This is a genomic window from Segatella baroniae B14 (genome assembly GCF_022024235.1).
Taxonomy (GTDB): Bacteria; Bacteroidota; Bacteroidia; order Bacteroidales; family Bacteroidaceae; genus Prevotella; species Prevotella bryantii.
The window spans coordinates 2,192,343-2,204,897 of record NZ_CP091799.1; the positions used below are offsets into that span (position 1 = coordinate 2,192,343).

Annotated in this window: 9 protein-coding genes and 1 tRNA gene; 4 read left to right on the top strand and 6 right to left on the bottom strand. The window is 38.1% G+C overall.

The window, feature by feature from the left end; all coding sequences use genetic code 11:
- Positions 1-13 precede the first annotated feature (13 nt).
- The gene (locus L6469_RS09370; RefSeq protein WP_006281181.1) at positions 14-820 is read left to right on the top strand and encodes a gluconate 5-dehydrogenase; all 807 of its coding nucleotides are present in this window, start codon (positions 14-16) and stop codon (positions 818-820) included.
- Between the two features lie 71 nt (positions 821-891).
- On the opposite strand, the gene L6469_RS09375 is transcribed toward L6469_RS09370, so the two are convergent.
- Complete coding sequence (locus L6469_RS09375; RefSeq protein WP_027453269.1) at positions 892-1,167, bottom strand: HU family DNA-binding protein; 276 nt, start codon at positions 1,165-1,167, stop codon at positions 892-894.
- Positions 1,168-1,364: 197 nt separating this feature from the next.
- On the opposite strand from L6469_RS09375, the gene L6469_RS09380 reads away from it, so the two are divergent.
- From L6469_RS09380 to secDF, 3 genes are all read left to right on the top strand, one after another.
- The gene (locus tag L6469_RS09380) at positions 1,365-2,312 is read left to right on the top strand and encodes a rhomboid family intramembrane serine protease (RefSeq protein WP_006281179.1); all 948 of its coding nucleotides are present in this window, start codon (positions 1,365-1,367) and stop codon (positions 2,310-2,312) included.
- Positions 2,313-2,327: 15 nt separating this feature from the next.
- Positions 2,328-3,419 (top strand): endonuclease/exonuclease/phosphatase family protein, encoded by a 1,092-nt coding sequence (locus L6469_RS09385; RefSeq protein ID WP_039869340.1) that lies wholly within the window; start codon positions 2,328-2,330, stop codon positions 3,417-3,419.
- 116 nt (positions 3,420-3,535) lie between these two features.
- Positions 3,536-6,580 carry a protein translocase subunit SecDF gene (secDF, locus tag L6469_RS09390; protein WP_006281177.1) on the top strand — a complete coding sequence of 1,015 codons (3,045 nt, stop codon included), beginning with the start codon at positions 3,536-3,538 and terminating at the stop codon, positions 6,578-6,580.
- Positions 6,581-6,669: 89 nt separating this feature from the next.
- Here secDF and L6469_RS09395 read toward each other — a convergent pair.
- From L6469_RS09395 to L6469_RS09415, 5 genes are all read right to left on the bottom strand, one after another.
- A tRNA-Arg gene (locus tag L6469_RS09395) sits at positions 6,670-6,741 on the bottom strand.
- Positions 6,742-6,832: 91 nt separating this feature from the next.
- Entirely contained in the window at positions 6,833-7,789 is a 957-nt protein-coding gene (locus L6469_RS09400; protein ID WP_074802947.1) for an endonuclease/exonuclease/phosphatase family protein, read from the bottom strand.
- A gap of 72 nt (positions 7,790-7,861) precedes the next feature.
- On the bottom strand, positions 7,862-9,937 hold the full coding sequence (metG, locus tag L6469_RS09405; protein WP_006282703.1) for a methionine--tRNA ligase: 2,076 nt from the start codon (positions 9,935-9,937) through the stop codon (positions 7,862-7,864).
- Positions 9,938-10,033: 96 nt separating this feature from the next.
- Complete coding sequence (locus L6469_RS09410) at positions 10,034-10,585, bottom strand: hypothetical protein (protein ID WP_027453275.1); 552 nt, start codon at positions 10,583-10,585, stop codon at positions 10,034-10,036.
- Positions 10,586-11,684: 1,099 nt separating this feature from the next.
- On the bottom strand, positions 11,685-12,458 hold the full coding sequence (locus L6469_RS09415; protein ID WP_317208545.1) for a YifB family Mg chelatase-like AAA ATPase: 774 nt from the start codon (positions 12,456-12,458) through the stop codon (positions 11,685-11,687).
- Positions 12,459-12,555 lie beyond the last annotated feature (97 nt).

Sequence of the window (12,555 nt, forward strand, 5' to 3'; positions counted from 1 at the left end):
AAACAAAATCAAAATGGATACATTCTCAAAGAATTTCTCCCTTGAAGGTAAGGTTGCTCTCGTAACAGGTGCAGCTTATGGTATTGGATTCGCAATTGCAGAAGCTTATGCAAAGGCTGGTGCTAAAATCGCATTCAATTGTCGTAGTCAGAAGCATATGGATCAGGCTCTTGCTGATTATAAGGCTAAAGGTATTGAGGCTAAGGGGTATATCTGTGATGTAACTAACGAGGCTGATGTACAGAAAATGGTTGCTGACATCGAGAAGGAACTTGGTATTATAGATATTCTCGTCAACAATGCTGGTATCATCAAGAGAATTCCTATGGATGAAATGACTGTAGAAGAGTTCCGTCAGGTGATTGATATCGACTTGAATGCACCTTTTATCGTATCAAAGGCTGTTATTCCTGGTATGAAGAAGAAAGGTCATGGTAAAATTATCAATGTTTGTTCTATGATGAGTGAACTTGGTCGTGAGACAGTGAGTGCATATGCTGCAGCTAAAGGTGGTCTGAAAATGTTAACCCGTAACATTTGCTCAGAATTTGGTGAATATAATATCCAGTGTAATGGTATTGGCCCTGGTTATATTGCTACTCCTCAGACCGCTCCTCTTCGAGAACCACAGGCAGATGGAAGCCGTCACCCATTTGATAACTTTATTATAAGTAAGACACCAGCAGCACGTTGGGGTACACCAGAAGACTTGATGGGACCTGCTGTTTTCTTGGCATCAGATGCTTCTGATTTCGTAAACGGTCATGTACTCTATGTAGATGGAGGTATTTTGGCTTATATTGGCAAACAGCCTAAATAATTAACAATATACAAAAATGAAAAAGGCAACTCTATTTAGGGTTGCCTTTTTTATGTATAATTTTTGATAAATTACTTATTTACTGCATCAGAAAGTTCAGCACCAGCCTTGAACTTAATAACGTTCTTAGCAGGAATCTGAATCTTTGCCTTAGTAGAAGGATTAATACCTTCACGAGCAGGACGTGAAGTTACACTGAATGTACCGAAACCGATGAGCTGAACCTTATCATTCTCTGCAAGAGCTTCCTTTATAGCTGCTACTGTAGACTCAAATGCTTTCTTAGAATCAGCTTTGGACAAACCTGCCTTTTCTGCAATTTTGTCAATCAATTCTGTCTTATTCATAATTTTCAATTTTAATTGGTTTAAATTTGTTGATTTTGTTGACAAATATAGAATATTCCTTTGATAAATCAAACAAATTTGTTGGAAAATTGAAAAAAAAGACGAAAAAAAACTCTATTGGTCTTTGTTTTCTACTTATTCACGATTTATTTTCGTATTTTTGCGCTTATTAATAAGATAAAAGTATAAAATAATATATGCGCATTCCAACAATTACAAAGAATCTGCTAATTATTAATGTCTTGGCATTCTTAGCAATGATGGGGCTTCAGAGATTTGGAATAAATTTAAATGATATTTGTGGATTACATTTCTTCTTGGCGCCAGATTTTCAAGTATATCAATTGGTTACCTATATGTTTATGCATGCAGGGTGGCAGCATATTATCTTTAATATGTTTGCTTTATGGATGTTTGGCTGTGTCGTTGAGCGTGTATGGGGACCTAAAAAATTTCTGTTTTATTATATCTTCACTGGTGTTGGTGCAGGCATCTTGCAAGAAATCGTACAATTTGCGCAGCTTTATTATATGGCTAGTGAACAATTACCTGCCTTTTCTTTTTCGGATATATTTGAAGTTGCACATAATAGCAGTGAGGTGCTGAATCAGTGGACTACTGTAGGTGCTTCTGGTGCTGTTTATGCTATCTTGCTTGCTTTTGGTATGATTTTCCCTGAAGAGAGAATCTTTATTTTCCCTTTGCCTATCCCTATTAAAGCCAAGTGGTTTGTTGTGGGATATGTTGTTATAGAATTATTCTCAGCTTTGTCTACTCCTGGTGATAGTGTTGCTCATTTTGCACATTTGGGAGGTATGTTGTTCGGCTTCTTATTGATACGTTACTGGTATCGTCATCCATCTGTCGATTCTTCACAAATGTATGGTCGTTCAAGTGGTGAACATCTTTTTAGCAATCTACGCAGTAGGTGGGAGCAACATCAGAATAGGAAAACAGAAAATTATCGTGACAGTCAGACTTCAACTCAAACAAGTACGCATGAAAGTGATTGGGAGTATAATGCTCGTCAAGCGAAGGAACAAGATGAGGTCGATCGTATTCTTGATAAAATACGTAAGAGTGGATATGATAGTCTGACAACAGAAGAAAAACAGAAACTTTTTAATCAGAGTAATCGTAAATAATACGTATTCCTCAATATGTTTGGGAAATTAAAAAAAGTAACAATTCAGATGGTGGCAGGTGCAAATATTGCCACCATTTTGTTGATGTTTTTGATTGGATTCTCTGATCGTGTCAATCCTGTAAGCTTTCCTGTACTATCCAATATTGGACTTTCTTTTCCTGTTTTTATCTTAATTAATTTAACCTTTCTCTTTTTTTGGCTTTTATTCCAAAGGCGAAAGGTATGGATTCCTATAGTTGGTTTTTTGATTTGCTATGTTCCTGTAAGAGAATATGCTCCTTTGAATATCAAGCATGAAGTTCCCAAAGGGGCCATCCGTGTGATGTCGTATAATGTGTTTCTGTTTGCTGGTTGGAATAGTCCAGGCACTAGTAACGGTATTTTGCAGTATATTAAAAAACAGCATCCTGATATTTTGTGTCTGCAGGAAGCAGGATGTCAGGAAATTGGTCAGGCCAATATCGATTCTGTGCTTGATAAAATTTATCCTTATAAGCAATATTCACATCATAGTTCAAGCAATAGTGAGACGATAGCCTTGTATAGTAAGTTTCCGATAGTCGATTCTGTACGTATTAATTATCCTTCAAAAGGAAACTTTTCAGTAGCTTATCGCGTAACAATTGATGAAGATTCGGTGTGGATAATCAATAATCATTTGGAAACAACCGGCTTAAGTCAAGATGAGCGTAAGGGATTTAAGTTGATGATGAAAGGAGAAATGGATCATCATGTAGCGAAGTCAACATCAAAACTTATTATAACTAGGCTTGGAGAGTCTAGTGCTAAACGTGCTGTAGAAGCTGATGCTGTATCTGAATTTATAGAACATCATCAGCATGAGAGTATTATACTGTGTGGGGATTTCAATGATGGACCGATATCCTATACGCATCATACAATTGTGAAAAAGTTGATAGACTGCTACATAGAAAGTGGATTTGGTCCAGGTATAAGCTACCACAAAGGAGGATTTTTTGTGCGCATAGATAATATCATGTGCACTTCAGACTGGGAGCCATTTCAATGTAACGTAGATAACAAAATTAAACTTTCAGACCATTATCCGATATCATGTTGGTTGAAAAAGCGCCCAAAACCATAAAAAATAAATAATAAGACGCTATAAATTTTTCATTATGAGAAAAAAATGGTATTTTTGCACGTCTACATTGAGTAATGTCGCGAAAAACAAATAAACAATAAAATCATAACAAGAAAATGCAAAACAAAGGAATTGTAATTGTTACTGCCGTCCTTTTGACACTTGCCAGTATCTTTTATCTTTCATTCTCTGTTGCAACAAGCTATTTCGACAGTGAAGCTGCTAAGATTAAAGATCCTATCGCACAGCAGGACTACAAGGATTCTGTTAAGTATCTTGGAGTATATTCATACAAGAATTGCTTGGAGACACAGATTGGTCTTGGTCTTGACTTGAAGGGTGGTATGAACGTCATTCTTGAGATTTCTGTACCAGATGTTATTGAAACACTGGCTGATCACAAGACAGACGCTGCGTTCACAAAAGCTATGAAAGACGCTAAAGCTGAGCATATGAACAGCCAGGGCGATTTCATTAAGTTATTTATTGATGCTTATCATCGTGTTGCTCCTGGTCATAAGTTGGCAGAGGTTTTTGCTACGCAGCAGATGCAGGGTAAGGTTTCTCCTCAGAGTTCTGATGTTGAGGTAGAAAATGCTATTCGTTCGGAAGTTCAAGCTGCAATTGATAACTCTTTCAATGTTGTTCGTACTCGTATTGATAAGTTCGGTGTAGTTCAGCCTAATATTCAAAAGCTTGAGGGCCAGCAAGGTCGTATTATGGTAGAAATGCCTGGTATCCGTGAGCCTGAACGTATGCGTAAACTTCTTCAAGGTAGTGCTAACTTGGAGTTTTGGGAGACTTATAATGCTGAAGAAATTATTCCTTATTTGAATCAGGTTGACCAGCGCTTTGCTAATGGTGGTGAAACTGCTACTGATACTACAGCCAAGGACTCAGCTAAGAGTACTGCTCCAGTTACAAAAAAAGCCGAACCTAAGTTCAAACTAGCTGGTGCTGCTAAGAAAGACGTCGCTCCTAAGAGTGAAACAGCTCAGATTGAGGCAGCAAAGAAGCAACATCCTTTGTTGGCTGTTCTTCAGACAACAGGTCAGAATAGTTTAGCTCTTGTAGGTTATGCTAACGTTCGTGATACAGCTGCTATTAATAAGATTATTAATTCTCAGATTGCTAAACAGATTCTTCCTTCAGATGTTCGTTTGCTGTGGAGTGCTAAACCAGCAAACTTGCAGAATGTAAAGAATATCTATGAGTTGTATGCTTTGAAGGTAACTACTTCTACCGGTCGAGCACCGTTAGAGGGCGATGTTATCACAGATGCTAAAGATGAGTTCGACCAGTTCTCTAATCCTGTTGTTAGCATGCAGATGAATACAGAGGGCGCTCGCAAATGGGCTCAGTTGACTAAGGCTAACCAAGGTAAGGCTGTGGCTATTGTGCTTGATGGTGTTGTTTACTCAGCTCCTCGAGTAAATCAGGAAATTGATGGAGGTAACTCTCAGATTAGTGGTAACTTCACTATTGAGGAGACCAAGGACTTGTCTAATACATTGAAGTCTGGTCGTATGCCAGCTCCTGCTCATATTGTTCAGGAAGATGTTGTTGGTCCTACATTGGGTGCTCAGTCTATTCAGCAGGGACTTATTTCATTCGCTGTTGCTTTCGTACTTTTGATGGTCTACATGGTTCTTATGTATGACTTCATCCCAGGTATGGTTGCTAATGGTGCTTTGATTGCTAATCTTTTCTTCACACTTGGTGTTCTTGCTTCTTTCCAAAGTGCCTTGACTATGCCTGGTATCGCTGGTATGGTGTTAACTTTGGGTACAGCAGTAGATGCTAATGTGTTAATCTATGAGCGTATCAAGGAAGAGATGCGTATGGGTAAGGGCCTTCGTGAGGCTCTTGAAGCAGGTTACAAGAATGCTTTCTCTGCAATCTTCGACTCCAACTTGACATCTTTGATTACAGGTATTATCCTGTTGACTACAGGTACTGGTCCAATTCGTGGCTTTGCTACTACTTGGATTATTGGTATTGTAGTATCTTTCTTCACTGCAGTATTCTTGACTCGTTTGGTTTATGAAAATCGTGTGAAGAGTGGAAAATGGCTTAATCTGAAGTTCTATACAGGTTTCAGTAAGAGCATGATGCAGGGCTCTAGTTACAACTTCATGGGTATGTACAAGAAGAGTTTCACTGTATGGGGTGTCGCAATCTTTATTTGTGTTATTAGTTTTGCAGTTCGTGGTTTGAGCCAGAGTATTGATTTTACAGGTGGTCGTAACTACGTTGTAGCTCTTGATAAGACAGTAGAAGTTGAGGACGTTCGTGAGGTTTTAGGTGATGCTTTTGTTAATACTGTAGGACCAGATGCGGGTAAGACAGCTACTACTAGTGTTATTGCTTTGGGTACAGATGGCAAGACTATTCGTGTATCTACTAATTATAACATTGACAGTACTGATCCATTAGAAGATGATAAGGCTGAAACAATCCTCTTCAATGCATTGAAAAAGGGTAATTTTGTAAGCCAAGCAAATGTTGAATCATTCAAGAACCCTGATATTCGTGAGGGTGGTTCTATCATTAGCAGTGCTAAAGTTGGTCCATCTGTTGCTAAAGATATTACTTATGGTGCTATTGTTAGTGTTGTATTGGCTATCATATTCATCTTCTTGTATATTTTGTTACGTTTCCGTAACATTGGTTTCTCTGCAGGTGCAACAGCAGGTTTGATTCTTGATACAACTATCGTAATCGGTTTCTTCTCTTTGTGCTATGGTTGGATAGGTTTCTCACTTGAAATAGATCAAACGTTTATTGGTGCTATTCTGACAGTTATCGGTTATGATATCAATGACTCTGTGGTTGTATTCGACCGTATCCGTGAGAATTTGAATAATAACAAAAATCGTATGTCTCGTGTAGACATCCAAGCATTGTTTAACAACTCTATTAATGAGACACTTTCACGTACCATTAATACTTCTATATCTACTTTGATAGTATTGGTATCTATCTTTATTCTTGGTGGTGACAGTATTCGTAGCTTCGCTTTTGCTATGATTATTGGTGTTATTATTGGTACTTTGTCTTCTATCTTCATAGCTTCTCCTGTTGCTTACTTGGTATTGGGTAAGAAAATTGAAGCAGAACAAGATAAGGCATCTGTGACAGTTGAAGAAGTAAAAGCTTAATCGTTATCCTCCCTCTTCTTTGGAGGGAGGTTTTTAATATCAAAAGAGGTCGTGTCTGCTATGAAGACACGACCTCTTTTGATTAAAAGTGATTCCACCGAGAATCGAACTCGGATCAAAGGTTTAGGAAACCTCCGTTCTATCCATTAAACTATGGAACCCTAATTTTATAAATGCAAAGATACAATAAATCAATCGCTTTTACAAATAAAATTCTCTTTTTTCATAATCCCATACTGATATTCTTAGATATTACCTATGCTTTTCTTCGTATCTAAATCTTGCAACTAGTGGTAAATGGTCACTGTATCCATTTTGATATCTAGGACCTAAATAGCATCTTTTGGGATGCACAGATCCATACGTTGTATCTTCTTCGAGTAGAAATGGTAAGTCTCCTATATAGCATGTATCTGCTAATGGAGCCATGTTATTGCTGCATATAATATGATCAAGACTTCCCCAGAGACCGTGATAGCGATATGTTCCTTTCGCTCTATGGGCTCCATGAGCATTTTCTGATATTTCTATCATACCATGACTGTTAATGCTGTCTAGCGAAAGAGAATGAGAGTAATCGTTAAAATCTCCAGCGACTATGATTTTGGCTTGAGTTGATAAGGCTTTGATGGAATCTATTGCGTTGGTAAGGTAATGGGCAACTAGTAGGCGGTGGTGACGTGATTTTTTTTCTCCACCTAATCGACTAGGGGCGTGTACCACAAAAATATGTAAGGTATCATCTGTTAGATTTTGACCACAGACATATAGAATGTCTCGTGTAGGTCGCATGTCTGGAAGTGGTTTTATACGAATGGAGTAATGTCGTATTGGTCTGAAGCTAATAGGTTGATACATAAGAGCAACATCGATACCTCTAGTGTCAGGTGATTGGGTGATAAAATACTCGTATCGTGCTTTTCGAAGTAATGAGCGTTTGGTCAAATCTCGGAGTACACTATCGTTTTCTACTTCGCATAATGCTACCATATCGGGCAATTGCCAACCTTGTATGGAGTCTTCTCCTAGGGCAATAAGTTCTTGGCTAATGTGGTTAAGTTTGTGCCAGTATCGCGTCTTAGTCCAGTGATAACTTCCTTTTGGTGTAAATTCTATGTCGTTTTTTAAGGAATCATGCTGGGTGTCGAAGAGGTTTTCGCAATTGAGTTCTATAAATGTGAAGAAACTGATGACTAAAGTGAGAAACATGAATTATTAAATGTAAAATAGGCCGAAATCCATGATGGAATTCGGCCTGAACTATATTTATGAGTGATATGTTTATCCTACTTGACTGCCTGGCTTAACAGAACCTAAGGTTGAGGTAACTGTAAGACTGCCATCGAAATTGACAGCGCTAAGAATCATGCCCTGACTTTCGATACCCATCATCTTACGTGGAGCAAAGTTAGCTACGAAGAGAACATCTTTGCCTATGAGATCCTCTGGATTATAGAATTTTGCGATTCCAGAAAGGATCGTTCTATCTTGACCACTGCCATCGTCAATAGTGAATTGAAGCAGTTTATTGCTCTTTTTCACTTTCTGGCAATCCTTAATATGGCCTACACGGATATCAAGTTTCTCGAAGTCTTCGAATGGGATATTCTCCTTGACAGGTAGTGCTTTATAATTTGCAGCTGCAGCTGCAGCCTCATTAGCCTTCTTGGTATCTTCGAGTTTCTGTAGCTGAGCATTGATAGTCTCGTCCTCAATCTTCTCGAAAAGTAGATGCGGTTCTGCCAACTGGTGGCCTGGTTTGAGTAACTCGGTGCTACCAAGTTCTGACCAGTCAAAACTGTTAAGATTGATAAGTTGACGAAGATCTTTACTGCTGAAAGGCAAGAATGGTTCGAAGGCGATAGCTAGGTTAGCAACCAATTGTAGTGAGATGTAGAGAATAGTCTCAACACGTTTAGGGTCTGTTTTCCACACCTTCCAAGGCTCGCATTCTGTAATATACTTATTGCCGATACGAGCGAGATTCATTGCCTCTTTCTGAGCTTCACGGAATTTAAAGATATCGAGGAATGCTTCCATTTTCTCTTTAACATCCTTGAATTCCTGGATAGCATTCTTATCAACTTCCTGTAATTCGCCGCAAGCTGGTACTATACCATTCCAGTATTTCTTGGTAAGTTGAAGAGCACGGTTTACGAAGTTGCCATAGATTGCAACCAATTCAGAGTTATTGCGCTCTTGGAAATCTTTCCATGTGAAGTTATTATCTTTTGTTTCAGGAGCATTGGCAGTAAGAACATATCGAAGCACATCCTGTTTGCCAGGAAAGTCTTTCAAGTACTCATCCAACCATACAGCCCAGTTTCTAGAAGTTGAAATCTTGTCATTTTCCAAATTCAAGAACTCGTTAGCAGGAACGTTATCTGGTAAGATATAGTCGCCATGAGCCTTCAACATAGTAGGGAAGATAACGCAATGGAATACAATGTTATCTTTGCCGATGAAGTGAACTAGACGAGTTTCTGGATCTTTCCACCATTGCTCCCAATTGCCAAATTTTTCAGGCTCTTTGTCGCAAAGTTCCTTGGTGTTAGAGATGTAGCCGATAGGTGCATCAAACCAAACATACAAGACTTTGCCATCAGCACCTTCTACAGGTACAGGGATACCCCAGTCTAAGTCGCGGGTCATGGCACGTGGCTGCAAGTCCATGTCGAGCCAGCTCTTGCATTGTCCGTAAACATTAGGACGCCATTCTTTGTGGCCTTCTAGAATCCACTGTTTCAACCATTCCTGATATTCGTTCAAAGGTAAATACCAGTTCTTGGTAGTCTTGATAACAGGCTTAGAACCAGAGATGGTAGAATATGGGTTAATCAGTTCCATAGGACTCAAATCACTACCACATTTCTCACATTGGTCACCGTATGCCTTAGGATTATGACAATGAGGACATTCGCCCATGATATAACGGTCAGCGAGGAATTGATGTGCTTCTTCATCATAGTACTGATCAGAATCTTTCTCAATGAGTTTACCCTCGTCATAAAGCTTCTTAAAGAAGTCTGAAGCCAATTTGTTGTGAGTTTCAGAAGTAGTGCGGCTATAAATATCGAAACTGATACCAAACTCCTCGAAACTTTCCTTGATAATCTTGTGATAGCGGTCACATACATCCTGTGGAGTTATGCCTTCCTTTTTGGCACGAATTGTAATAGGCACACCGTGCTCGTCAGAACCACCGATGAAGATAACATCCTTCTTCTTGAGGCGAAGGTAACGGACGTAGATATCTGCAGGAACGTATACACCTGCAAGATGACCAATATGTACACCACCATTAGCATATGGTAAAGCTGCTGTAACGGTTGTACGCTTGTAATTCTTCTGTTCCATTAATGTTTTTGATATATTGCTTTTTGATTGCAAAAGTACTATAAATCAGAGACATGACCAAAAAATGCTCTCATTTTGTGAGGTCTAGAGACTCTTTTACAGTGTTTTTTCAATTCTAATTCTTCGCATTGGATTATAGGTATAGATACTGTAAGTTCCATTGCTATATTCCTGTTCGTAACCATCGTGAGCTAATGTGAAACCTGGTGTTCCTAAAATTTGATTTACCAGATTCTCGTAGGCTTTATTATTATATACACCGATTTCTACATTTTCGCTGATTGCTACATAGCTAGATGTACCTTTCTTCTGGGCTTTTGGCAAGTCGAGATATGCACCTGTACTAGTTTGTTTAGGAAGTGTACAGTTTTTATAGAACATGGCCTTATATTTATTGACACGATAGATTTCATAATTCTTTTTGAATTGATAGCCATATTTGGGCAGAATCTTTTCGGCTACACTCGGGTCTTGCATCATCTGAAGAGCTTCTGCAATAGAAAGAAATTCGCGGTTGGCTTCTACTTGAATGATAGCTGTTGTGTCAACAGCAGGTGCTGTAGTTGTTGTGGCCATTTGTTTTGTGCTACAGTTGCTCATGGTGAAAACCATTATAGCTGCAGCAACAAGGTTAAATATCTTCTTCATTGTCTATAAGTTTAATTTTGATGGTAAAGTTACAACAAATAATTGAGATAATCTTATTTTATGGTAAGATAATGCAGCTTACTTATGAATTATATGAGCACTTAAAATAGTGTGTAAAAGATGATATAGATACACCGTATTCTGTCACAACGATAATAGTCGATCTGCTTTCTACAATCTATAATAGGTAAACTGTTAAATAAAATATCAAAAAAACATGGCCGCCAGAAATCGTCATCTAGCTCGAAATCTTCAACTTTGGTCTGACTATTTTGTATCTTGCTACTATGTTCTACCCTCACTTTCGGAAAAAATATAGCTATTAATGGGTAAAAGCATATATTTGTGCCAATAAACACTATGTTATTATTGCCTAAACACTATGTTTTTTAACATGCAAAACCTATGTTATTGCCAAGCTTCTTTCAAATCAATTAAGTTGCATCTGAATAACATGCTGATATTCAGCTAGATATGATATACTGCAAAATTTGCATATTTGATGTGTACTAGCATACTCCCTACAAATATGCAAGCTACAAAATGGTTTATGTCAATAAAATTCGGTATTCTTTAATGCTTTCTTTACATATTAGTTGTATTCATCTGTAACAAAACTAAAAGAATATTCATACCACTTTTGGCTTGATTTTTTCTTCCATCTGTTTTTAGTCTTTTGTAGTCCTGTAATATATTGTTTAACACGTTTCTTCTTGGGTTCTGTATATTGATTCAGTGGTAACACACAGCCTCTATCTTCTTTGTTTTTTAACCTAGAGTCAAAAAAATGAAGAAAAACACCCTATAAGGGTAATCATCATCACTTGGTCCAGGCTTATAATACTCTTTCTTTAAATAGTCCATCAGTACATTTTTCCCATCTGTAAATGTAATCTGTTTTAATTTTACTTCATGTTTTTTCTTTTCTTTGTGCAATATGTTATTATAGAGTCGTTTACTTGGGTATAAACGCTCCCGAATTTGTCAAAAACATCGAAATCTTCTGTACCGTGAATGTTTTTTGCAAAGAATTTGATGAGTAAATGGATAAAAAGTAACTTTCGGCATGAGTATGACTGTAGTATATGGTGGCATACTATTATAATCCTCTCTCCGCCCAGTCGCTTCTATCCAAATTGCGATACCCGATGGCTTCAGCGATATGCATAGATTGTATTTTCTCTGAACTGGAAAGGTCGGCAATGGTGCGTGCAACTTTCAGAATGCGACTATAGGCACGTGCAGAAAGATTAAGCCGTTCCATAGCAGTCTGTAGGATATTCAAGGTTTCAGCATCGAGCTCACAGTACTGGTGAATCATTCGGTCTGTCATCTGTGCATTGCAGTGTATTAGTTTAGAATCTTTGAAACGTTCAGTCTGAATGGCCCTTGCTTTCATGACGCGTTCTCGTATTTGTGCACTTGATTCTCCTGGCTCGGCTTTTGATAGGTCTTTAAATGGTATAGCCTGAATTTCACACTGTATATCGATACGGTCAAGTAGAGGACCACTAATCTTATTCATATACTTCTGTATCTGCCCTGGTGTACAGACACAGTGATGTGTGGGATCTCCGTAATAACCACATGGGCATGGATTCATGCTGGCTATAAACATAAAAGAACATGGATACTCTATTGAGTATTTAGAACGACTTATATTGATGATGCGGTCTTCTAATGGCTGTCGAAGAACCTCTAGTGTATGTTTGTTAAATTCGGGAAGTTTATCGCAGAAGAGAACACCATTGTGTGCAAGGCTGATTTCTCCGGGCATTGGATTAGAACCACTTCCAACTAATGCCACAACACAAATATACGATTTTGGTGAGGGATTATTAAACGCAATCAGACCAAATACCATTTTATTAATATGTTATATCTTGGTAGTGGACATACACTTAATTACATAAATAATGCAAGTGCAAATATGAATAACACATAATGATACATAAAGATTAATAACAGTT